The sequence below is a fragment of the Vogesella indigofera genome (assembly GCF_003633895.1).
Lineage (GTDB): Bacteria > Pseudomonadota > Gammaproteobacteria > Burkholderiales > Chromobacteriaceae > Vogesella > Vogesella indigofera.
This window is the reverse complement of record NZ_RBID01000005.1, coordinates 24,242-45,591: the sequence shown is the minus strand read 5'-3', so window position 1 is coordinate 45,591 and position 21,350 is coordinate 24,242. Positions and strand designations below refer to the sequence as shown.

At 65.4% G+C, this 21,350-nt stretch carries 20 protein-coding genes and 1 rRNA gene; 7 read left to right on the top strand and 14 right to left on the bottom strand.

The window, feature by feature from the left end:
• Nucleotides 1-90 (top strand): 5S ribosomal RNA (rrf, locus tag C8E02_RS17790); the annotation flags it as partial.
• A gap of 294 nt (nucleotides 91-384) precedes the next feature.
• Here rrf and C8E02_RS02055 read toward each other — a convergent pair.
• The gene (locus tag C8E02_RS02055; protein WP_120809460.1) at nucleotides 385-954 is read right to left on the bottom strand and encodes a helix-turn-helix domain-containing protein; all 570 of its coding nucleotides are present in this window, start codon (nucleotides 952-954) and stop codon (nucleotides 385-387) included.
• Nucleotides 955-1,082: 128 nt separating this feature from the next.
• Between C8E02_RS02055 and C8E02_RS02050 the strand changes: the two genes are divergently transcribed.
• Together C8E02_RS02050 and C8E02_RS02045 are read left to right on the top strand one after the other, a co-directional pair.
• A complete protein-coding gene (locus C8E02_RS02050; protein WP_281268902.1) occupies nucleotides 1,083-2,366 on the top strand; it encodes a M24 family metallopeptidase in 1,284 nt (427 codons plus the stop codon).
• Complete coding sequence (locus C8E02_RS02045; protein ID WP_211329135.1) at nucleotides 2,360-2,860, top strand: GNAT family N-acetyltransferase; 501 nt, start codon at nucleotides 2,360-2,362, stop codon at nucleotides 2,858-2,860. Before C8E02_RS02050 ends, C8E02_RS02045 begins: the two co-directional genes overlap by 7 nt.
• 79 nt (nucleotides 2,861-2,939) lie before the next feature.
• Here C8E02_RS02045 and C8E02_RS02040 read toward each other — a convergent pair whose 3' ends face one another.
• The 5 genes from C8E02_RS02040 to trxB all read right to left on the bottom strand — a co-directional run bounded on the left by C8E02_RS02040 (nucleotide 2,940) and on the right by trxB (nucleotide 7,232).
• Complete coding sequence (locus tag C8E02_RS02040) at nucleotides 2,940-3,740, bottom strand: alpha/beta hydrolase (protein ID WP_120809459.1); 801 nt, start codon at nucleotides 3,738-3,740, stop codon at nucleotides 2,940-2,942.
• The gene (locus C8E02_RS02035) at nucleotides 3,737-5,140 is read right to left on the bottom strand and encodes a PhoH family protein (protein WP_120809458.1); all 1,404 of its coding nucleotides are present in this window, start codon (nucleotides 5,138-5,140) and stop codon (nucleotides 3,737-3,739) included. The genes C8E02_RS02040 and C8E02_RS02035 overlap by 4 nt, the downstream gene beginning before the upstream one ends.
• 52 nt (nucleotides 5,141-5,192) lie before the next feature.
• Nucleotides 5,193-5,639 (bottom strand): peroxiredoxin, encoded by a 447-nt coding sequence (locus C8E02_RS02030; RefSeq protein WP_047968290.1) that lies wholly within the window; start codon nucleotides 5,637-5,639, stop codon nucleotides 5,193-5,195.
• Nucleotides 5,640-5,655: 16 nt separating this feature from the next.
• Nucleotides 5,656-6,213 carry a Smr/MutS family protein gene (locus C8E02_RS02025; RefSeq protein WP_238377368.1) on the bottom strand — a complete coding sequence of 186 codons (558 nt, stop codon included), beginning with the start codon at nucleotides 6,211-6,213 and terminating at the stop codon, nucleotides 5,656-5,658.
• 71 nt (nucleotides 6,214-6,284) lie between these two features.
• Nucleotides 6,285-7,232, bottom strand: coding sequence for a thioredoxin-disulfide reductase (gene trxB / locus C8E02_RS02020; protein ID WP_047968288.1), 948 nt, complete (start codon nucleotides 7,230-7,232; stop codon nucleotides 6,285-6,287).
• 121 nt (nucleotides 7,233-7,353) lie between these two features.
• Here trxB and C8E02_RS02015 point away from each other — a divergent pair, with 121 nt between their 5' ends.
• Nucleotides 7,354-7,539, top strand: a complete 186-nt coding sequence (locus tag C8E02_RS02015; RefSeq protein WP_120809457.1) for a putative motility protein — start codon at nucleotides 7,354-7,356, stop codon at nucleotides 7,537-7,539.
• 70 nt (nucleotides 7,540-7,609) lie between these two features.
• Here the strand turns inward: C8E02_RS02015 and C8E02_RS02010 are convergent, their stop codons facing one another.
• The 7 genes from C8E02_RS02010 to glnE all read right to left on the bottom strand — a co-directional run bounded on the left by C8E02_RS02010 (nucleotide 7,610) and on the right by glnE (nucleotide 14,202).
• On the bottom strand, nucleotides 7,610-8,083 hold the full coding sequence (locus tag C8E02_RS02010; protein ID WP_047968286.1) for a hypothetical protein: 474 nt from the start codon (nucleotides 8,081-8,083) through the stop codon (nucleotides 7,610-7,612).
• 25 nt (nucleotides 8,084-8,108) lie between these two features.
• The gene (locus C8E02_RS02005; RefSeq protein ID WP_120809456.1) at nucleotides 8,109-8,522 is read right to left on the bottom strand and encodes a YbaN family protein; all 414 of its coding nucleotides are present in this window, start codon (nucleotides 8,520-8,522) and stop codon (nucleotides 8,109-8,111) included.
• 76 nt (nucleotides 8,523-8,598) lie between these two features.
• Nucleotides 8,599-9,180: a TetR/AcrR family transcriptional regulator gene (locus C8E02_RS02000; protein ID WP_120809455.1), complete on the bottom strand. Its 582-nt coding sequence runs from the start codon at nucleotides 9,178-9,180 to the stop codon at nucleotides 8,599-8,601.
• Nucleotides 9,180-10,232, bottom strand: a complete 1,053-nt coding sequence (waaF, locus tag C8E02_RS01995) for a lipopolysaccharide heptosyltransferase II (protein ID WP_120809454.1) — start codon at nucleotides 10,230-10,232, stop codon at nucleotides 9,180-9,182. Before waaF ends, C8E02_RS02000 begins: the two co-directional genes overlap by 1 nt.
• Before the next feature lie 57 nt (nucleotides 10,233-10,289).
• Nucleotides 10,290-10,493, bottom strand: coding sequence for a zinc-finger domain-containing protein (locus C8E02_RS01990; protein ID WP_047968282.1), 204 nt, complete (start codon nucleotides 10,491-10,493; stop codon nucleotides 10,290-10,292).
• A 48-nt stretch (nucleotides 10,494-10,541) separates the two neighbouring features.
• A complete protein-coding gene (locus C8E02_RS01985; RefSeq protein WP_120809453.1) occupies nucleotides 10,542-11,465 on the bottom strand; it encodes a branched-chain amino acid transaminase in 924 nt (307 codons plus the stop codon).
• Nucleotides 11,466-11,535: 70 nt separating this feature from the next.
• Nucleotides 11,536-14,202, bottom strand: a complete 2,667-nt coding sequence (gene glnE, locus C8E02_RS01980; protein WP_120809452.1) for a bifunctional [glutamate--ammonia ligase]-adenylyl-L-tyrosine phosphorylase/[glutamate--ammonia-ligase] adenylyltransferase — start codon at nucleotides 14,200-14,202, stop codon at nucleotides 11,536-11,538.
• Nucleotides 14,203-14,230: 28 nt separating this feature from the next.
• Here glnE and C8E02_RS01975 point away from each other — a divergent pair, with 28 nt between their 5' ends.
• From C8E02_RS01975 to tldD, 3 genes are read left to right on the top strand one after another with little or no spacing between them, the layout of a single operon-like run.
• Nucleotides 14,231-18,109 (top strand): YhdP family protein, encoded by a 3,879-nt coding sequence (locus C8E02_RS01975; RefSeq protein ID WP_170152079.1) that lies wholly within the window; start codon nucleotides 14,231-14,233, stop codon nucleotides 18,107-18,109.
• A gap of 9 nt (nucleotides 18,110-18,118) precedes the next feature.
• Nucleotides 18,119-18,928, top strand: coding sequence for a carbon-nitrogen hydrolase family protein (locus C8E02_RS01970; RefSeq protein ID WP_120809450.1), 810 nt, complete (start codon nucleotides 18,119-18,121; stop codon nucleotides 18,926-18,928).
• An 11-nt stretch (nucleotides 18,929-18,939) separates the two neighbouring features.
• Nucleotides 18,940-20,379, top strand: coding sequence for a metalloprotease TldD (gene tldD / locus C8E02_RS01965; protein ID WP_120809449.1), 1,440 nt, complete (start codon nucleotides 18,940-18,942; stop codon nucleotides 20,377-20,379).
• Between the two features lie 132 nt (nucleotides 20,380-20,511).
• Here tldD and C8E02_RS01960 read toward each other — a convergent pair whose 3' ends face one another.
• The gene (locus C8E02_RS01960) at nucleotides 20,512-21,339 is read right to left on the bottom strand and encodes a formate/nitrite transporter family protein (protein WP_120809448.1); all 828 of its coding nucleotides are present in this window, start codon (nucleotides 21,337-21,339) and stop codon (nucleotides 20,512-20,514) included.
• Between the last annotated feature and the right edge of the window lie 11 nt (nucleotides 21,340-21,350).

Here is a 21,350-nt window from a genome sequence, read left to right as displayed (position 1 = left end):
CCCACGCCTTCCCATTCCGAACAGGACCGTGAAACGCCTTAGCGCCGATGATAGTGCAGATACCTGTGTGAAAGTAGGACACCGCCAGACGCCCCCTTAAACAAAGCCCAGCTTGAGACATCAAGCTGGGCTTTGTGCTTTGTGCAACGCAAAGCGGTGTAGACGACACAAGCCCGGTCAATTGGGCGGGCTTGGCTTTGGGGCTAACTGCGGGCAACCTTGATAGCCTCTGCCTCTTTGATTATCTTTCCCCGTGACAAGCTTTATCTGACTGCTACGCTCGGCACAGCCTCGTCTGACCTGATGCGTGACGAGCCGCTGGTTTTGGTGTGTGCCTATCTCTGAATGTGGCCTGTCCCTGCCCACTGAATCGCCCAGGCTGGTTTAGTCGTGCTGCTTGTCGTCATCGTCAAACAATTGCAACGTGCCGACCGAAATCACCTCGGTGCTGCTGTCGCTATCGTTGTGGATGGCGTGCTTCTGCTGCGGATCAAAGTGCAGCGAATCGCCGACGGCCAGTACATAGTCACGGCCGCTGACCTGATAGGTGACGGTGCCACTCAGCACATAGACAAATTCGTCGCCGCTGTGGGCGACCACTTCCGAGCGATAGCCAGGGGGCAGTGTCAGTTTGACGGCATTCAGCACGCTGCCGCTGTAGGTGGTGGTCAGTCGTTCGTAGCGCTGCGGCATGTTGGCGACGGTGTAGCTCTGACGCTGGCCTTCGTGCGAGTCGGGGGCGTCCTGGCGCGGGGATTCGAACAGCTCGCTCACCGCTACGCCGACGGCTTGGGCGATGTTGGCCAGTGATGACAGCGACAGGCCGGTGATGTCGCGCTCTGCCTGGGACAGGAAGCCGGCCGACAAGCCGGCTTCTTTGGCTACCTGGACCAGGGTCTTGCCGCTGGCGCGCCGGTAGCGGCGCAGGCGCTGGCCGAGAGTTTCCTCTGACATAGGGGCGGGTTCCTGATGGTGAGGACTGATTGTACGTGAGAATCATTGCCTTGCTGAACAGTAAAATTTTAGTGTGACTAAAAAATACTTGACCCTGTGGTGGCGCAGTCATAGATTGCTGCTTTGGTATGGACTGGCGACAGGCCAGCAGTGATGAACCGGAGCGGGAGCAGGCGATGACGATAGGCGTGGGTGGGGTGAGCAAGGAGCAGGCGCTGGCTGGCTTGCAGGACATGACACAGGGTGCGCAGCCGATCGGGCTGGACGAATACCGTGTACGGCTGGCCAAGGCGCAGGCGTATATGCAGGCCAACGGCATCGCGGCGCTGTATCTGAACGCCGGTACCAGCCTTAACTACTTTACCGGCCTGAAATGGTATGCCAGCGAGCGCATGGTGGGGGCGATCCTGCCGGCGCATGGCGCGCTGGAATTCATCGCGCCCTGGTTCGAGGTCGGCACGCTACACGACTACATGCAGCTGCAGGGCGAGGTGAACGCCTGGCACGAACACGAAAGCCCGTATGCACTGTTTGTGGCGACGCTGGCGCGGTTGGGCATTGCGGCCAACCTTGAGCAGCCGCCGCGCATCGGCATCGACGAAAGTGCGGCGTTTTTCATCGCCGACGGCATCCGCCAGTGTACCGACGGCTACCAGCTGGTCAACGGCCGCGAGGTGACCGCGCACTGCCGCATGCGCAAGTCGCCGCAGGAAATCGCGCTGATGCAGCGTGCCAAGGACATGACACTGGCGGTGCACCAGGCCACGGCCGGCATCCTGCATGAGGGCATCTCCACCACCGAGGTCGAAGCGTTCATCGCCGAGGCACACCGTCGTGTCGGTGCCACCGGTTCTTACTTCTGCATCGTGCTGTTCGGTGAGGCGACCGCCTATCCGCACGGGGTCAAGAATCCGCAGGTGCTGAAGCAGGGCGACATGGTGCTGATCGATACCGGCTGCACCCTGCACGGCTATATTTCCGACATCACCCGTACCTATGTGTTTGGCGAGCCGGATGCGCGCCAGCGCGAGGTGTGGCAGGCGGAAAAGGCGGCACAGGCGGCGGCCTTCGCGGCGGCGCAGCTGGGCACGCCGTGCGGCGAGGTCGATCTGGCCGCGCGCCGGCAATTGCAGGCTGACGGCTTCGGCCCCGGCTACGCACTGCCGGGTTTGCCGCACCGTACCGGCCACGGTATCGGCATGGATATTCACGAATGGCCGTACCTGGTGTCCAGCGACCGCACGCCACTGGAAGTCGGCATGTGCTTCAGCAACGAGCCGATGATCTGCATTCCCGGCGAGTTCGGCGTGCGGCTGGAGGATCACTTCTACATGACGGAGCAGGGGCCGCGCTGGTTTACCCAGCCCAGCCACAGCATCGACGATCCGTTCGGCCTGGCGGTTGCATGCTGATCGCGGAGACGGCGCGGCTGCAGCTGCGCGAGCTGACGCTGGAGGATGCCGAATTCGTGCTGGCGGCACTGAACGACCCCGACTTCGTGCGCAAGGTGATCGATCGCGGTGTGCGCACGCTGGACGACGCCCGTCGCTACCTGCAGGAAGGGCCGCTAGCGGCCTACGCGCAGCATGGCCATGCGTTGTGGTGCGTGGTGCGCAGGTCCGATGGTGCGCTGATGGGCTTGTGCGGCATCATCCGCCGCGAGGGGCTGCCGGATCCGGATGTTGGTTACACCTTCCTGCCGCCATATCGCGGCCAGGGCTACGCACGCGAAGCGGCGCAAGCCAGCCTCGACTACGGGCGCAATGTGTTGCGCCTGCCACGCATCACCGCCATTGTCGATGCGGCCAACGCAGGCTCGATCCGGGTGCTAGAGGCGATCGGCCTGCGTCACGAGGGCGAGCTGTTCTTCGGCGAGGCGCAAGCGCTCAAATTGCTGTATGCCTGAGCGGGTGGGTAGGCTGTTTTTCTGAAGGGGTATCGGGAAGCGAAAAAGGTTGGCCGCAGCAATGCGGCCAACCTTTTTGTCATCCGAGGGTGCTGCGGGCCAGCCACGCCTCGATTCGTTGCGCGCACTGCTCCCAGCGATTGTCCAGCATCATCATGTGGCCGATGTGCGGCAGGGTTTCCGGCTTGCTGCCGAAGCGTGCCGCGGTCTCGGTGATGTCCTGTGGCGAGATCAGCTGGTCCGCTGCCGCGCCCAGCACCAGATTGGGCAGTGGGGCGATGCGGCGCTGCAGGAATGGTGGCACCAGGGTCATGTCCATGATTGCGCGCTGGCTTTCGGTCTGGCTGTGGTGTGCCACCCAGTCCACCGCGGCGAGGTCGGCGTCGTCGGAAAACAGCATGTGCCGCAGTTCGTTCAGCTCCGGTTGGTAATTGCCCTGCTGGAACAGGTTCAGTTGCATGAACAGTTCCGGCGCATGGGTCATCAGTCGCATGCTGGATCCGGCGAGGCCGCTTGGCGGCACCGAGGCCAGTAGCACTGCACCGGGCAGGTCGTGGCGGGTCAGGTATTGCTGCAGCACAAAGCCGCCCATGGAGTGGGCGATCACGATCGGCGGTCGTGGCAGTTGCCGGATCGCCTGCTGCAGGTTGCCGACGTAGTCATCGATGCTGATGGCGGCGAGATAGTCGTGGCCGTCGCTGTCGCCGTGCCCCTCGAAGCTCAGCGCCCAGCAGTCGTAACCGCGCGCGCTGAACCAGGGCATGAAGTGTTGCTGCCAGCAGCTGGCGCTGCTGAAGGCGCCGTGAACAAAAAGCAGGGGGGGTATCGTCGATGCCGCCCCTGCTGCCGGGGTGTGGATCAGTTCAAGTTTGATGGTCAAAGGACTTCCGCTGCGTGGTCTGCCAGGCGCGAGCGTTCGCCGCGCTGCAGGGTAATGTGGCCGGAGTGTTCCCAGCCTTTGAAACGATCAACGACGTAGCTGATGCCGGAACTGCCTTCGGTCAGGTACGGAGTATCGATCTGACTGATGTTGCCGAGGCAGACCACCTTGGTGCCGGGGCCGGCACGGGTGATCAGCGTTTTCATCTGCTTCGGCGTCAGGTTCTGCGCCTCGTCGATGATCAGGTATTTGTTGAGGAAGGTACGGCCGCGCATGAAATTGAGCGACTTGACCTTGATGCGCGAGCGGATCAGGTCGCGGGTGGCGGCACGCCCCCAGTCTCCACCGTCGTCCTCGCTCTTGTTGAGCACGTCGAGGTTGTCTTCCAGCGCGCCCATCCATGGCAGCATCTTTTCCTCTTCGGTGCCGGGCAAAAAGCCGATGTCCTCGCCGACCGGCACGGTGACGCGGGTCATGATGATCTCGCTGTACAGCTTCTGCTCCAGCGTCAGCGCCAGGCCCGCGGCCAAGGTGAGCAGGGTCTTGCCGGTGCCGGCCTGGCCGAGCAGGGTGACGAAGTCGATGTCCGGATTCATCAGCAGGTTCAGCGCGAAATTCTGTTCGCGGTTGCGCGCGACGATGCCCCACACATTGTTCTTCTGGTGGCTGTAGTCTTTCAGCGTCTCCAGTACCGCTTCCTTGCCGTCGAGGCGCAGTACCCGTGCCTGCAGCGGCTGCTCGCCTTCCTGCCACAGCAGCTGGTTCAAGAGCAGCTTGGGGGCATCCGGACCCTTGAACTGGTAGTAGGTGCGGCCGCCTTCCTGCCACGACTTCAGATCCCGGCCGTTGCGTTCCCAGAAGTCGACGTCTATCTCGCGGGTGCCGCCGTACAACAGATCGGTGTCTTCCAGCACCTTGTCGTTGAAGTAGTCCTCGGCGTCCAGTCCCAGTGCGCGTGCCTTGATGCGCATATTGATGTCTTTTGACACCAGGATGGCCGGGCGGCTGGTATCCGCCTGCTTCAGCGCCATCACGATGCCGAGGATCTGGTTGTCGGCCTTGCCGACCGGCAGCGAGGAGGGCAGCACCGCGTGCAATGCTTCGGTCTGCAGGCGTAGCTTGCCGCTGGCGGCGTCGCGGCTGGGGGCTTTCAGCGAAATGCCGTCCTCGATGTCGTCGGTGCTGCTGCTGACGATTTCGTCGAGAAAGCGGCTGGCTTGCCGGGCGTTGCGCGCCACTTCCGACATGCCTTTCTTGTGGGTGTCCAGCTCCTCGAGGGTGATGATGGGGATGAACACATCGTGCTCTTCGAAGCGGAACAGGCAGGTCGGGTCATGCAGCAGGACGTTGGTGTCGAGGACGAACAGTTTGCAGACGTTGCTCTTGCTGTGGCTTGCCATGAGAAAGACCCCCTTGTTGAAGCGGGGTCCGGCAGGGTGCCGGACCTGGCGCTTAAAGCGACTTGACGAACGTCAGCACTTCTTCGGCGTGTCCGGGGACTTTCAGTCCGCGCCATTCGCGCAGGATGTCGCCATCGCTATTGATGACAAAAGTGCTGCGTTCTATCCCTCTCACCTGTTTGCCGTACATGTTTTTCAGTTTCATGACACCGAACAGGTTACATACAGTTTCGTCCGGATCGCTGATCAATTCAAATGGCAATTCGTGCTTGACCCTGAAATTCTCGTGCGATTTCAGGCTGTCGCGCGATACGCCGAGGATACGGGCGCCGGCGGCCAGGAATTGCGGATGCAGGTCGCGAAAAGCCATCGCCTCGTTGGTACAGCCGGGGGTGTTGTCCTTCGGGTAGAAGTAGAGCACGGTCAGCCCTTGCGGCAGGGTGACGCTCTCGCCGCTGGTGGCGGCGGCGGTGAAGGGGGTGATGCGGGTGGTGTCCATGGTGGGTTCCTTGGGTTTAGCCGTGCGGGCGGCGCAGCAGGGCCAGTACCGCACCACTGCCGCCTTGTTCGATGCGGGTTTCGCAGAAAGCCAGTACATCCGGGTGGTGGCTGAGCCAGGCTCTGACCATCTTCGGCAGCACCGGTTCGCCCGGCGAGCTGAGTCCCTTGCCGTGAATCACCCGCACGCATTGGCCCAGGTGGCGGGCGCGATGCAGGAATACGGTCAGCTGTTCATGCGCGGCAAAGCGGTCCAGCCCGTGCAGGTCCAGCTCGGCACAGACCGGCCAGTGCCCGGCGCGCAGTTTCTTCAGGGTGTTGCTCGGCGTGCCGGGACTGCGGTGCTGGCTGTCGATCTGTGCCGGTTCGAACCAGCCTATCATCTGGGCGAACAGCGCCTGCTCCGCTTGCGGCGTCAGGGGTGTCTGGCTGGCGCGATGTTGCGGCAGGGGACGTGGCTTGGGTAGTGGCGGGGTGTAGCAGACGCGGCCATCCTGCTTGAGCGGGCGCACGTCCCGCATCAGCTGGCGGAAGTCCGGCTCGGGTTCAGGGTTGGCCGCAACGGCAACAGGCAAGACCCTCGCGGGTCTTGCCTGTGCTTTGACTGGCTTAAGTTGCTCCTTGAGCGACTTCAATGCAGCCGGGCTCAGTGATCCAGAAAGCGCTCGGCATCCAGGGCTGCCTGGCAGCCGGATGCGGCGCTGGTGATCGCCTGGCGGTAGATGTGGTCCTGCACGTCGCCGGCGGCAAACACGCCGGGTACGCTGGTGGCGGTGGCGTTGCCGTCACGGCCGCCGCGGGTCACGATGTAGCCGGTCTCGTCCAGCTCCAGCTGGCCCTTGAAGATGTCGGTGTTCGGCTTGTGGCCGATGGCGATGAACACGCCCATCAGCTTGAGGTCTTCGCTGCTGCCGTCGTTGAACTTCAGGCGGGCGCCGGTCACGCCGCTGTCGTCACCCAGCACTTCGTCCAGGTTGGCGTTCAGCTTCAGGCTGATCTTGCCCTCGGCCACGCGCGCGTTCAGCTTGTCGATCATGATCTTTTCGGCGCGGAAGGTGTCGCGGCGATGAATCAGGGTAACGTGCTTGGCGATGTTGGCCAAGTATAGCGCTTCTTCCACGGCAGTGTCGCCACCGCCGACCACGGCGACATCCTGGTTGCGATAGAAGAAACCGTCGCAGGTGGCGCAGGCGGACACGCCTTTGCCGGAGAAAGTCTGTTCCGATGGCAGGCCGAGGTATTTGGCCGAGGCGCCGGTGGAAATGATCAGCGCGTCGCAGGTGTATTCACCGGAATCGCCGATCAGGCGGAACGGTCTTTCATCCAGCTTGGCGGTGTGGATGTGATCGAAGATCATTTCGGTGCCGAAACGCTCGGCGTGCTGCTGGAAGCGCTGCATCAGCTCCGGGCCCTGCACGCCAGCCACATCGGCAGGCCAGTTGTCGACATCGGTGGTGGTCATCAGTTGACCGCCCTGAGCCATGCCGGTGATCAGAACCGGTTTCAGGTTGGCGCGGGCGGCATAGACGGCGGCGGTGTAGCCGGCAGGACCGGAACCGAGGATAAGCAGAGGGCAGTGACGGGTTTGGCTCATGTTTGTCTTTTTCCTGTCTGGCAGAGACGATAGTGCGTATTCTATCAGGAATGGATGACGATTCTGATTGAGTGTTTCAACGCGGCGGATAGTTTACGGTAATCGGTGTTCGGGGGGAGTGATGGCGGCAGTTTCGGCGGCAGCAGACAATCAGGTGGCGCAAGTGGCGCAAATCCTGATGCTGAAGAAAACGATGGAGGTCAGCGAGAGTGCGGCGCTGGCCTTGCTGGCGACGGCAACGGATGTCGCCGCGCCACAGGGCAACAATCCGCTGCATCTGGGTAACCGTATCGACGTGCAGGCCTGATGCCTCGACTGATGCGGCAATAAAGAAACGGGAGCCTTGGCTCCCGTTTTTGTGTGCGTGATGACTTGGCTCAGGCTTCGGTGCGGATGCGTGTGCTGCTGCTGGCATCCTGCAGCAAGGACTGGCTGACCTGGTATTGGGTGATGGCCTGTTGCGAGGCATTGACGGGCACGCGGGCTTCTGCCGGGACCGTGCGTTCGGTGCTAGCGGCTGGGGTGGGCTGTTCCGCGGTGTCACGGCGCGCTTGCGGCTCGTTCAGCCGGTTGCCGGGGCTGCGTTCGCTGGCGGCGAGCGTGGTGTTCGGCTCTGGCTGGTTGACGCGGCGCGAGTCGAGCAACTGGGCCTGGAGTGCCTGTTCGGTGTTGCTGACGGCCTGGCTGGGACGGGCGGTCGGCAGCGTGCTGGCGGCAACCGCTTCGGCGGCCGGCGCGGGCGCCAGCTGGCTTTCCTGTTGCTGTTCCTGCTGCAGGCGACGCTGTTCCGCGGCTTCGCGCAGTATGCTGGCGCTGCTGCTGGCTGATGCGGCGGAATTAATGGCATCCATGCGGGGTCTCCGTCACGACAAAGGACTATGATTTGCTGTCAAGCATAGCACAACATGCTGATGTTGCTGGAATTGTCGGCAGCCGCCACATCCACAGGCTGAGCGCCGCCCACACCAGTAACAGCAGGGCGGTAAGCCAAGGTTGCTGTAGCGTGGCATAGAGGCTGAAGCTGAATGACAGGGCGACGGTGCCCAGCGCCACGGCCTTGGTTCTGGCGGTCATGCCGTGGTAGCGCTGCCACTGCAGTAGTGGCGGACCCAGTCGCGGATGGTGGTGTAGCCAGTGCAGCAGCGCCGGGCTGCTGCGGCCGAAGCAGGCGGCGGCCATTAGCACGAAGACGGTGGTCGGCATCACCGGCAGCAGCGCGCCGATCAGGGCCAGCAGCAGGCACAGCCAGCCGGCTGCCAGCCACAGCATTCTTTGCAACCGCAGTTTCATGTGGCGATCCCGAAGAGGTCCTGCCTTGATTCAATGCCATCCGCGCACCATTTGCAAGTGCGTGGCGGCCCCGGTTTCAGGCGATGACGGTCAGCTCCAGCATGCGGTCGGCAAGTTCGGCGACGGAGAGTTCGCCGTTGCCGTGATACCACTGTACCGTCCAGTGCAGGCTGCCCAGCAGGGTGCGGCGCAGCAGGCGGGTATCCGGCTTGACCAGTCCGGCGGCGGCGGCTTCATCCAGTGCATCCTGCCACAAGGCCTCGTAGCGGTCGCGCAGCACGATCAGGCCGGGCTTGGCGGCGGCGGAGACGCTGCGCCATTCGTAGAGCATCACTTCCAGCGCGGCCTGGTTGTCACCGAGCAGCGAGTGCAGATGGACGTGGAACAGTGCCGCCAGCTTTTCGCGCGGCGTCTTGGCGCGGGACAGCGCTGCGGCCAACTGTTCGGTGGTTGCGGTGATGCCCAGCGCCATGACCGCCACCAGGATCTCTTCCTTGGTGCGGAAGTGGTAGAACAGGCTGCCGGATTGCAGGCCGACGGCATTGCCCAGGTCGCGCACGGTGGTGCGCTCGTAGCCCTGGTCGCGGAACAGGCGGGCGGCGGCGCGCACCAGTTCCATGCGGCGGCTGTTGTCTTCGGTGGCGTTTTCTTTGCTCATTATGATGTCGCCGTTTCTTGTGAGGGGCTGGATGACCGGGGGTCGAGCTGTTTCAGGCAGGCCTGCAGTACCCGTTCCGGCAGCATGTCTTCCAGGCAGCGCATGTGCTGGTATGGGCAGGTGCGCTCGAAGCAGGGACTGCAGTCCAGATTGAGGTTGACGATTTCGGCGTGGTCGCTGAGCGGTGGCGTGAAGTCCGGGCTGGACGAGCCGTAGAGGGCCACCAGCGGAATGTGCAGGGCGGCAGCGACGTGCATCAGGCCGGAGTCGTTGCACACCGCCAGCCTGGCCAGCGCCATCAGGTCGATGGCTTCGTCGAGGCCGGTCTTGCCGCACAGATTGAGCGCCTTGCCCTGTGCCAGCCGACCGATTTCCTCGCCGATGTCCTGGTCCTTGGCCGAGCCGAACAGCCACACCTGGTAGCCGCGGCTGTCGAGTGCCGCCGCCAGGGCGGCAAAGTGGCGCGGCGGCCAACGTTTGGCCGGGCCGTATTCGGCGCCGGGGCACATCGCGACTACTGGTTTGTCCAGCGACAGGCCGAGGCGCGCGGCGACGGCCTGCTGGGCGGCCGGTTGCGAGCGGAGGCTGGGGTGCGGAATGGGGCGGTGCAGCGCATGGCGCGGCTCCTCGGCCAGGATGCAGAAGCGCTCGACCATGGTCGGCAGCTCTTGCTCGTTCAGCTCGCGGGTATCGTTGAGCAGGCCGTAGCGCAGTTCACCGGTAAAACCGGTGCGCAGCGGAATGCCGGCCAGGAACGGGATCAGCGCCGCCTTGAGCGAATTGGGCAGCACCACCACCTGGTCGAAACCTTCTCGGTGCAGTGCGCGCGCCACGCGCCAGCGCTCGCGCAGGCGCAGTTGGCCATGCCCGAACGGGTTGAGGTGCGCCTTGGCCACCTCCGGCATCCGTGCCAGCAGGGGCAGGGTCCAGGCGGGGGCGAAGACGTGCAGTTCCAGGCCGGGGTGGCGCTCGTGCAGGCGACGGTACAGCGGCTGCGCCATCACGCCGTCACCTACCCAGGAAGGGCCGATTACCAGTAGCTTTTTGATCATGTATCAAGCAAAAAAGGTGCAGCGCAAGCCGCACCTTTGTCCATTGGGCAGGAAGGCTTAGTGGTGGCCGCTAACCGGGCCGGTCAGCTTGTAGTGGGTGCCGCAGTACGGGCACAGGGCCTCGCCGCCGTTTTTCACGATCGGCAGGAATACGCGCGGGTGCGAGTTCCACTTCAGCATTTCCGGGGTCGGGCAGTGCAGCGGCAGGTCTTTTGCCGTGACTTCGATAAAGCGAGCGGTGTTTTCTTTCAGTTCTGCCATGTTCAGTACTTTCTTGTGTGCCCCTTGCCGGGGCGGCTAGCCAATGGGTTAATCGAGGTAGGTGAGCCAGTGTCGCTTGCCGGCGTCCAGACCCTTGACGCAATCGAAGTAGCGCTTCTGGATCTCGGTGGTGATCGGGCCGCGCTTGCCTTCGCCGATGCTGCGGCGATCCAGCTCGCGGATCGGGGTCACTTCGGCGGCGGTGCCGGTGAAGAACGCTTCGTCGGCGGTATAGACTTCGTCGCGGGTGATGCGTTTTTCGATGATCTGCAACCCCATCTCCTGCGCCAGTTGCACCACGGTGTCGCGGGTGATGCCTTCCAGCGCGGAGGTCAGGTCCGGGGTGTACAGCTTGTCCTTGCGGACGATGAAGATGTTCTCGCCGGAGCCTTCGGCCACAAAGCCGTCCACGTCCAGCAACAGTGCCTCGTCGTAACCGTCTGCCGTCGCCTCGTTGTTGGCGAGGATGGAATTCATATAGTTGCCGTTAGCCTTCGCCTTGCACATGGTGATGTTGACGTGGTGGCGGGTGAACGAGCTGGTCTTGACGCGGATGCCTTGTTCCAGGCCTTCCTCGCCGAGGTAGGCACCCCACGGCCAGGCGGCGACGATCACTTGAACGTCGTCCTTTTTCGGCGCGATGCCGAGCTTGCCGGAGCCATAAAATGCCATCGGGCGGAAGTAGCAGGACTTGAGCTGGTTGGCGCGCACCACGTCGATGTGCGCCTGGTTGATCTGTTCCTTGCTGAACGGCAGGTTCATGCCGAGGATCTTGGCGGAGCGGAACAGGCGGTCGGTATGGTCCTGCAGACGGAAGATGGCCGGGCCCTTCGGTGTTTCGTAGGCGCGCACGCCTTCGAACACGCCCATGCCGTAGTGCAGGGTGTGGGTCAGCACGTGGGTGGTGGCGTTGCGCCAGTCAACCAGTTGTCCGTCGTACCAGATAAAACCGTCCCGATCTGCCATCGACATGGTGAATTCTCCGCTGTAGTCCTGTTTTTAATGTGGCGCAATTATAGCGCCGAGTGTTGCGCTTGTGTTTTCAAGCTTCATCCTGCAGTGCGCACTGCCACAGCGCCCGCGCATGGCGGTAGTCTTCCTGCGGGATGTCGTCGGTGGTCTGGCTGTCGTTGAGCCGCGCCGCGTGCTGCAGTCGCCGGTAGTGGCGATAGGCGCTCTGCCCCTGATTGGCCAGCTCGGCCGGAATCAGGCCAACGTTGGCCGCAGCGCCGAGCAGGGCGATGTTGCCGCTGTTGCGGGTCAGCTCCGGGTACTGGCTGGCGTGCGCCAGGATCAGGAACTGGGTGATGAACTCGACATCGACGATGCCGCCGCGCGCATGCTTGACGTCGCCGTCGCGGGCCGGATGGCTTTCCAGCATCTTGGCGCGCATCGCCAGCACCTCGTCGCGCAGCTGGCCGATGTCGCGCGGCAGGGTCAGCACCTGATGGCGGATGGCCTCGAATTGCTGGCCGATCGCCGCGTCGCCGCAGACAAAGCGGGCGCGGGTCAGCGCCTGGTGCTCCCACAGCCAGGCATCCTTCTGCTGGTACTGGCGGAAGGCGTCGACGCTGCTGACCAGGAGGCCGCTGGTGCCGTTGGGGCGCAGGCGCAGGTCGATGTCGTACAGCGAGCCGGCGGCGGTGACGCTGGTCAGCCAGGTGGTCAGCTTGCGTGCCAGCCGCGAGTACAGCTCGGCGGCGTCCGGGTGGTCATCGTCGTAGAGGAAGATCACGTCGAGGTCGGAGGCGTAGCCCAGTTCCTTGCCGCCCAGCTTGCCGTAACCGATGATGCTGAAGCGCGGCACCTCGCAGTGGCGCTTGGGCAGGTCCAGCCAGGCGTGGCGCAGCGTGGCGTCCAGCACCATGTCGGCCAGTGCCGACAGTTCGTCGGACAATGCTTCCAGTGTCCACATCCCGGCCAGATCCTGCGCCACCAGGCGGAAGGTCTGCGCGTGCTGGAAGTGGCGCAGGGTGTCCATCTGCACCTCGACGTCGCCCTGGCAGTCGGCCAGCTGCTGTTCCAGCTGCGCCGCCAGCTGAGGCCAGTCCGGGCTGGCGTATAGCACGCGCGCATCCAGCAGCTCGTCGAGCAGGATCGGATGGCGGTTGAGGTAGGCCGATACCCAGGCGCTGGCCGAGTACAGCGACGCCAGCCGCTGCAGCGTCTGCGGATACTCCTGCAGCAGCGACAGGTAGGAGGCGCGGCGGCTGATGCTTTCTAGCAAGGTCAGGATGCGCGACAGCGTCAGGTCCGGGTTGTCGAAACCGGCGGCGACCTCGATCAGCGGCGGGATCAGTGCGTCCAGCTTCTTGCGGCTGCTGTCCGGCATCTGCTGGTAGCGCTGGCTGGCGGCGAGGCTGCGCAGCTGGCGCTGCACGTCGGCGGCGTCGTGATAGCCCAGCTGCTGCAGCGTGGCGCTGATGTCGTTGTCGGCCAGCTCCTGCCACAGCGCCTGCAGCGGATGCGCGGCGGCGCCTTCGGTCGGCAGGAAGAACACCTGTTCGAAGTGGCGGGTGACGCGGCGGCGGTGCTGGTTGAGCGCGTCGAGGAAGCCGTGCCAGTCGGCAAAGCCCATGCTGGCGGCGATACGCTGCCGGTTGTCCTCGCTGGTCGGCAGGTTTTGCGTCTGCTGGTCGTCGAGGTACTGCAGCCGGTGTTCCAGATTGCGCAGGAAGGTATACGCCTCCAGCAGTTCGCTGACCGTTTCCGGCTCCAGCAGGCGCAATTCGGCCAGCACGGCGTAGGTGTCGCGGGTGCTGCGCAGTTGCAGGCGGCGCTCGCGGCCGCCGCGGATCAGCTGGAACACCTGGGCGATGAATTCCACCTCGCGAATGCCGCCCGGCCCCAGCTTGATGTTTTCCGCCATGTCGCGGCGCGCCACCTCGCGGCGGATCTGCGCGTGCAGCTCGCGCATCGCGCCGTAGGCACCGTAGTCCATGTACTTGCGGTATACGAAGGGGCGCACCAGCTGCGACAGATAGCTGTCGTCGCCGGTCATCACCCGTGCCTTGATCCAGGCGTAGCGTTCCCACTCGCGGCCCTGGCTCAACAGGTAGTTTTCCAGCCCCGCCAGACTCATCACCAATGGACCGGAGTCGCCGTACGGGCGCAGGCGCATGTCGACGCGGAACACCTGGCCGTCGTAGGTGAGGTCGTTGATGGCGCGGATCAGCTCCTTGCCGAGACGGGTGAAGTATTCGTGGTTGGAGGTCCTGCGCTGACCGTTGGTGTCGCCGTCTTCCGGATAGATGAAGATCAGGTCGATGTCGGAGGACACGTTCAGTTCGAAGCCGCCGAGCTTGCCCATACCGATCACGATCAGCTGCTGCACCTCGCCGCTTTCCTCGCCGATCGGGTCGCCGAACTGCGCCAGGCTGCGCCGTGCCACCGGCAATGCCTGCTGCACGGCAAAATCGGCCAGCGCGCTGATGGTGGTGACGACTTCGTGCAGGTCGGCTAGGCCGGCGTGGTCGCGGGTGATCAGCCGTGCCATCACCGCGGCGCGCAGCTGGCGCAGCGCCGGCATCAGCGTGTCGATGCTGTCGAAAGCCAGCCAGTCGGCGAACGCCGTCATCTCCGCCAAGTCAAAACAGTGATCCAGCCTGGCGGCCAACCTTTCGAATTGTTCGGGACGGGCGCCCAGCAGGCGGTCGAGGTAATAACTGAATGCGCGCGCAGAGGCGATGGCGGCGGTATTTGCTGGCATAATGCGCTTTCAACGCTATGACGAAATCGTGACTGACCATTCTACCCCCACTTCCCCGTCCGATGTAACGCCGCCTGACCGCAGCTGGCGCATCCTGCGGACTGCCCGTCGCATCCTGCGTGCCGCTGCCTGGTTACTGGCCGCGGTACTGCTGCTGCTGGCCGTTTCCTTTCTGAGTTTCCGTTTCATCCTGCTGCCGAATCTGGATCGCTTGCGTCCGTACCTGGAACAATCGCTGGGCGACGCCAGCGGCATGGCGATCAAGGTTGGCCGCATTGATGGCGAGTGGCTGTGGTGGGCGCCGGTGCTGACCCTGCGCGACGTGCAGGTGCGGCCAGTGTCGCGCGCCAGCGCCATCCGCCTGTCGCGGGTGGAGATGATTCCGGCGTGGAAAAGCTGGCTCTATCTCGAACCGCGGCTGGCCAGCCTGCAGCTGGACGATTTGCAGCTGGCGCTGCAGCGCGACCGCCAGGGACGGCTGAGCCTGAACGGCATCGCGCTGTCCGGCGGCAAGGGCGACAACCGGCTGCTGGACTGGCTGCTGCGCCAGGACAGCATCACGCTGAGCCTGAAACAGCTGAGCTGGCACGACCAGTTGCTGGCCTTGCCGGTGCTGCGGCTGGAAGGGCTGACCCTGCAGCTGCAGGACAATTGGCGCGGCCATCGCCTGCAACTGCACGGCCGGCCGGACAGCCCGCTGCTGCCGGGGCTGTTGCTGGACGCCGGCTGGCAGGGCGGTGCCGTTGCCGACTGGCGGCAATGGCAGGGCGAACTGACGCTGGCGGCCGGCAGCGGCGAGCTGTCGCTGCTCAAGCGCTACTGGCCGACGGCGCCGTTTGCCGGTCAGGGGCGCGCCAGCTCGCGGCTGACGGCTGCGTTTGCCGAAGGCCGCATCACCGCGCTGCAGGGCCGCTGGCAGGTGGATGACGTGTCGCTGGCACTGCAGCGGCGCGATCTGCCCTTGCCGCGACTGGCGGGCGAGCTGGACTACCGCAGTGCGGCGGCGGGCGAGCACCAGCTGCAGGCCAGCCATCTGACGCTGTCCGGCGAGTTTGGCCCGCTGCTGCGCGACGCGACGGTCGATGCCAAGTGGCACGAGCAGCGCGGCGGCCGCGTGCAGTTGTCCGGGGTGTCGCTGGCGGGGCTGTGGCCTGTGCTGCAGCAACGCATCACCGCGCTGCGCGAACTGCCGCTGACGGCGCTGGATGGCGAGCTGCGCAACACCAGCTGGCAGTGGCAGGGGCCGTGGCGGGCGCCGCGCGATTACCGGCTGAGCACGGCCTTCCGCCAGCTGCGGCCAACCTTGAGCACCAGCCCGACCGTGCAGGGTGGCGTCAACGGCGAATTGAAGCTGGCGCGTGATGGCGGCGAGCTGTCGCTGTCCGGGCAGGGGCTGACGCTGGCGTGGCCGCAGCAACTGGCCGAGCCGCTGGCATTGCAGCAGCTGGCCGGCCAGCTGCGCTGGCAGCGACAGGGCCAGGGCTGGCAGTTCACGCTGCCGGCCCTGCGCCTGCAAACGCCCGACCTGAAAGCGGAGCTGAGCGGCGACGGGCGACTGCCGGCGCAGGGCGCACTGCAGGGGCGGCTGGACATCCGCGTGCCACAGGTGGCGGTGGCCCGCGTCAGCCGCTATCTGCCCGCGGTGATCGGCCGCAGCACGCTGGACTGGCTGGACATGGCGCTGGTCGGCGGCACGGCGCGCAATGTGACGGCACGGGTGGAGGGCGATTTCAGCCGCTTCCCGTTCGGTAACGATGCCGGCGGCCGCTTCGATGTCGATGCCGAGGTGGCCGGCGGCGTGTTGCGCTTCGACCGTGCCTGGCCGGATATCACCGCCATCGACGGCAAGTTCGCGATGCGCAACGACCACGTGCTGGTCGACGCCGCCACGGCGCGCACCGCCGGTGTGGCGCTGCAGGCGGTCAAGGTGCGCCTGCCGGACCTGATGACGCAGCCGGCGCACCTGCTGATCGACGGCCAGGCGCGCGGCGCCCTGCCGCAGATGCTGGCCTACACCCGCAGCAGTCCGGTGGACGGCTGGCTGGGCGGCTTCCTGTCGACCATCGACAGCCAGGGCGAGGCCGCGCTGAAGCTGGGGTTGGACATTCCGCTGTCGGCGCTGCTGCAGAGCAAGGTGCGCGGCGAGGTGAGCCTGCCCGGCAATAGTCTGCAGTTCCGCCAGCTGCCGCTGCCGCCGTTGCAGGCGGTGCGCGGCGTGCTGCAGTTCAACGAGCGCGGCGTGAGCTCGCCGGGCATCGGCTTTGCCGCCTTTGGCGGGCAGGGGCGGCTGACCGCGACGCAGCGCCGCGACGACGTTATGCAGTTTGCGGTGCAGGGTGACGCCGCCATCACCCCGGTGCTGCAGCGGTATGTACCGCTGCTGTCGCCGCTGGTGTCAGGCCGCACGCCGTACCAGGCCAATTTCGACATCAGCAATAATCTCGATGACCTGCAGCTGCTGCTGAGCCTGCGCGGGGTGGCGATCCAGGCGCCGGCGCCGCTGGCCAAGCCGGCCGACGCCGAATGGCCGCTACAGCTGCGCTTGCGGCCAACCTTGGAGGGCTGGCAGCTGGCCTGGCAGCAGCAGGAACGGGCGCAGGGCACGGTGACGCTGGATAGCCACGGCAATCTGCGCGGCGTCGGGGTCGGCGTCGGCACCGAGGTGCCGGCCAGCCCGCAACAGATCGGCATCGCCATCCGCCAGCCGCAGCTGGACCTGCTGCCGTGGCTGGGCGTGGTGCAGCAGCTCGGTACGGTCATCAGTACGGGCGGCGGCACGGCGGAGGGCGCCGGCCTGCCGCTGCAACTGCAGCTGGCGACGCCGCTGTTGCAACTGGCCAGTTACCGGCTGCACGACGTCGACAGCCGCCTCGACTGGCGCGGTGGTGATGCGCCGCTGCAGCTGCAGCTGGACAGTCGCGAGGCCGCCGGCCAGCTGCGCTACCGCGCGGCCGACGGCGGGCGGGTGCAGGCAGAGTTGTCACGGCTGACGCTGCCGTTGCCGGAAGACAGCGCCGCGGTGGCCGCCGGTGGCAGCAGTGCCGGGACGCTGCTGGCCGATGTCAGCGTGCCGGCGCTGGAGCTGGCGGTGGCGCAGCTGTTCTGGGAGCAGCACCAGCTCGGCCAGCTGACGTTGCTGGCCCAGCCGCGCGGTGAGCAGTGGCAACTGGACAAGGTCACGCTGCAGATGCCGGAAGGGCGCATGCAGGTCACCGGCGTGGCGCCGCGCGAGGGCAGCCGTCAGCCGCAGACGCGGGTCGATGTCGCCTTCGATACCGAGAATGCCGGCGGCGTGCTGACGCGCTTCGGCATCGCCGATGCGCTGTACGGTGGGCGCGGACGGCTGGACGGCCAGCTGACGTGGCCGGGCCGCCTGCACGATTTCGAGCTGGCGCGGCTTGGTGGCCAGCTGCGGCTGGACGTGCGCGACGGCCGCTTTGCCCAGGTCAACCCTGGCGTCGCGCGCTTGCTGGGCATCCTCAGCCTGCAGTCGCTGTCTCGCCGCATCCGGCTGGATTTTACCGACGTGTTCAGCACCGGCTTCGCCTTTGATGCCATCACCGGCAGCGCTGTCGTCCGCGACGGGGTGTTTGCCTCCGACGATGTGCGCATGACCGGGCCGGCGGCGCTGGTCACCCTGCGCGGCGAGGCCGATCTGCCGCGCAACCAGCAGAACGTGCGCGCCCGCATCACGCCGCACATTTCCGAGAGCGTGTCGCTGCTGGCCGGCGCCACTCTGGTCAACCCGCTGCTGGGTGCGGCGACGCTGCTGACGCAAAAAATATTGCAAGACCCGATTAATCAGGTATTTTCTTTTGAATACCAGATCAGCGGCAGCCTGACCGATCCGCAGGTCAGCAAGGTGGGGGAGAATGTCACCCCCGTGCCGCCGGCCAAGACGCCCTGAGGACCACAGATGAAGACAGCTTTCAAGGTCGCCGCCATCCAGATGGTGTCCACCACCCAGCCGCAACAAAACCTCGACACCGCCGCCCGCCTGGTGGCGCAGGCGGCCGCAGACGGCGCGCAACTGGTGGTGCTGCCGGAGTATTTCTGCCTGATGGGGCGCGAGGAAGGCGACAAGGTGCGCCTGCGCGAGCCGTTCGGTGACGGGCCGATCCAGCAGCAGCTGGCGGCGATGGCGCGCGACAATGGCGTGTGGCTGGTAGGTGGCACGCTGCCGCTGGCCTGCGATGCCGACAACAAGGTGTTGAACAGCCTGCTGCTGTTCGTGCCGGACGGCAGCGTGCACAGCCGCTACGATAAGATCCACCTGTTCGGTTTTACCGGCAACGGCGAGCGCTACTGCGAATCGGACAGCATCGTCGCCGGCAACCAGCCGCTGCGCGCACAAACGCCGCTGGCCGACATCGCCTTCGGCATCTGCTACGACCTGCGCTTCCCCGAGCTGTTCCGCCAGATGGCACCGTTTGACCTGCTGGTGTTGCCGGCGGCGTTCACCGCGCAGACCGGCGAGGCACACTGGGAAGTGCTGCTGCGCGCCCGCGCCATCGAAAACCAGTGCTACGTGCTGGCCTCGGCACAGGGCGGCAGTCACGAAAACGGCCGCAAGACGCACGGCCAGAGCCTCATCATCGATCCGTGGGGACGCATCGTCGCCCAGCTGGACAAGGGCGAAGGCGTGGTCATCGCCGAGATCGACCCCGAAATCATCAACTCGGTGCGCACCCGGCTGCCGGCGCTGTCGCACCGCGTTTTTTCCTGAAAGCAAAAGTCATGAGCAACGCCATTTCCATCGCAGACAGCCTGCTGCTGGCGCCGTACGGCGTCAACGAACAGGTGATCGAAGCCACCCTCGGCCGCATGCTGCAGCATCAGGTCGACTATGCCGACCTGTATTTCCAGTACACGCGCAGCGAAGGCTGGAGCCTGGAAGAGGGCATCGTCAAGGCCGGCAGCTTCAGCATCGACCAGGGTGTCGGCGTGCGCGCGGTATCCGGTGACAAGACCGCATTTGCCTACTCCGACGACATCAGCGCTTTCGCGCTGGGCGAGGCCGCCGATGCGGTGCGCGCCATCGGCGCCGTCGGCGGCCACGGCAATGCCGGCGCGGTGGCACTGCGCCGCGGCAGCGGCCTGTATCCGGCGATCGACCCGGTCGGCAGCCTGCCGGCCGAGGCCAAGGTGTCGATCCTGGAACGCATCGAGCGGCTGGCACGCGCCATCGACCCGCGCGTGATCCAGGTGATGGCAGGGTTGGCCGCAGAGTACGACGTGGTCTACGTCGCGCGTCATGACGGCGTGCGCGCCGCCGACGTGCGGCCACTGGTGCGCATCTCAGTGACGGTGATCGCGGAGCAGGACGGCCGTCGCGAGATGGGCAGCAGTGGCGGCGGTGGCCGTTACGACCTGACGCAGTTTACCGACGCGGTGATCGAGCACCACGCGCAGAAGGCGGTGCAACAGGCGCTGGTCAATCTGGAAGCGCGGCCGGCACCGGCCGGGCAGATGACGGTGGTGCTCGGCTCCGGCTGGCCGGGGGTGCTGTTGCACGAGGCCATCGGTCACGGCCTGGAGGGCGACTTCAACCGCAAGGGCACCTCGGCGTTCTCCGGCATGATCGGCCAGCGCGTGGCCGCCGCCGGCGTCACCGTGGTCGATGACGGCACGCTGTCGGCGCGCCGCGGTTCGCTGTCGATCGACGATGAAGGCAACGCCACCAACCGCACCATGCTGATCGAGGACGGCATCCTCAAGGGCTATATGCAGGACGCGATGAACTCGCGGCTGATGGGGGTGGCGCCGACCGGCAACGGCCGTCGCGAGTCCTACGCCCACATCCCGATGCCACGGATGACCAATACCTACATGCTCGGCGGCGACAAGGCACCGGAAGAGATCATCGCCTCGGTCAAGGACGGCATCTATGCGGCCAACTTCGGCGGCGGCCAGGTCGACATCACCAGCGGCAAGTTCGTGTTCTCCGCCTCCGAGGCGTGGCGCATCGAGAACGGCAAGCTGACCTATCCGGTGAAGGGCGCCACCCTGATCGGCAACGGCCCGGACGTGCTCGGCTACGTGTCGATGATCGGCAACGATCTGGCGCTGGACGAGGGCGTCGGTGTCTGCGGCAAGGAAGGCCAGAGCGTGCCGGTCGGCGTCGGTCAGCCGACGCTGCGCATCGACGGCGGCCTCACTGTCGGCGGTACCGCCTGACAAGGTTGGCCGCAAGCGTGCGGCACGTCGTCAAAATGCCATCGCACTGCGATGGCATTTTGCTTTTGTAGCGGGTGTTGCCGGGTAACGCTGGCGCCAGATCATGGCGGCGGATCGCGTGCGGCCGGCGCGCTATTCTGCTGGCGGCGGCAGGCCACGGCGGTAGATCAGGTGGTAGACCAGCGCCACCAGCACGCTGCCGCCGAGGATGTTGCCGGCGATCACCGCTGCCAGATTGCGCAGCAGGCCAGTCACGCCCAGCGCCGGCGATACCAGCGCCGGCGGCACGCTGTCCTGCAGCAGCATCGCCAGCGGGATCAGATACATATTGGCGATGCTGTGCTCGAAGCCGGCGGCGACAAAGGCCGAAATCGGGAACACGACGGCAACGAACTTGTCGGTGACGCTGCGCCCGGCCATCGCCATCCACACCGCCAGGCACACCAGGATATTGCACAGTACCCCTTTCCAGAACAGTGCGGCCAACGGTGCCGCGCACTTGGCGCCGGCCAGCGTGACCACCAGCGCCGCCACGCGGCCATCGTTCATCGCCGGGTGGCCGGACAGCCACACCAGCAGCGCCATGCCAGCGGCGCCGGCAAAGTTGGCCGTACACACCACCAGCCAGTTGCGCAGCAGCGCGTAGCTGCTGATGCGGCCGTCGGCCCAGGCCATCATCAGCAGGTTGTTGCCGGTAAACAGCTCGGCCCCGGCCACCACCACCAGCAACAGCCCCAAGGAAAACACCACGCCGCCCAGCACGCGGCTGGCGGCAAAGCCCAGCGTGTTGTCGCTCACGACCAGCACGAAATACAGCGCGCCCAGCGAGATGAAGGCCCCGGCCAGCATGCCCAGCAGCACCATCTGCAGCAACGGCAGCTGCGCCTTGCTGACGCCGACCTGCTCGATCTTCTCGGCGATCTGCGCCGGCGAGAAGGCATCAAAACCGTACAGCGCCATGGCCGTTCCTC

Coding starts and splice junctions, on each gene's coding strand:
- C8E02_RS02055 (WP_120809460.1), bottom strand. CDS start 954: ATGTCAGAGGAAACTCTCGGCCAGCGCCTGCGCCGCTACCGGCGCGCC.
- C8E02_RS02050 (WP_281268902.1), top strand. CDS start 1,083: ATGGACTGGCGACAGGCCAGCAGTGATGAACCGGAGCGGGAGCAGGCG.
- C8E02_RS02045 (WP_211329135.1), top strand. CDS start 2,360: ATGCTGATCGCGGAGACGGCGCGGCTGCAGCTGCGCGAGCTGACGCTG.
- C8E02_RS02035 (WP_120809458.1), bottom strand. CDS start 5,140: ATGGCAAGCCACAGCAAGAGCAACGTCTGCAAACTGTTCGTCCTCGAC.
- C8E02_RS02030 (WP_047968290.1), bottom strand. CDS start 5,639: ATGGACACCACCCGCATCACCCCCTTCACCGCCGCCGCCACCAGCGGC.
- trxB (WP_047968288.1), bottom strand. CDS start 7,232: ATGAGCCAAACCCGTCACTGCCCTCTGCTTATCCTCGGTTCCGGTCCT.
- C8E02_RS02015 (WP_120809457.1), top strand. CDS start 7,354: ATGGCGGCAGTTTCGGCGGCAGCAGACAATCAGGTGGCGCAAGTGGCG.
- C8E02_RS02010 (WP_047968286.1), bottom strand. CDS start 8,083: ATGGATGCCATTAATTCCGCCGCATCAGCCAGCAGCAGCGCCAGCATA.
- C8E02_RS02005 (WP_120809456.1), bottom strand. CDS start 8,522: ATGAAACTGCGGTTGCAAAGAATGCTGTGGCTGGCAGCCGGCTGGCTG.
- C8E02_RS02000 (WP_120809455.1), bottom strand. CDS start 9,180: ATGAGCAAAGAAAACGCCACCGAAGACAACAGCCGCCGCATGGAACTG.
- waaF (WP_120809454.1), bottom strand. CDS start 10,232: ATGATCAAAAAGCTACTGGTAATCGGCCCTTCCTGGGTAGGTGACGGC.
- C8E02_RS01990 (WP_047968282.1), bottom strand. CDS start 10,493: ATGGCAGAACTGAAAGAAAACACCGCTCGCTTTATCGAAGTCACGGCA.
- C8E02_RS01985 (WP_120809453.1), bottom strand. CDS start 11,465: ATGTCGATGGCAGATCGGGACGGTTTTATCTGGTACGACGGACAACTG.
- glnE (WP_120809452.1), bottom strand. CDS start 14,202: ATGCCAGCAAATACCGCCGCCATCGCCTCTGCGCGCGCATTCAGTTAT.
- C8E02_RS01970 (WP_120809450.1), top strand. CDS start 18,119: ATGAAGACAGCTTTCAAGGTCGCCGCCATCCAGATGGTGTCCACCACC.
- tldD (WP_120809449.1), top strand. CDS start 18,940: ATGAGCAACGCCATTTCCATCGCAGACAGCCTGCTGCTGGCGCCGTAC.
- C8E02_RS01960 (WP_120809448.1), bottom strand. CDS start 21,339: ATGGCGCTGTACGGTTTTGATGCCTTCTCGCCGGCGCAGATCGCCGAG.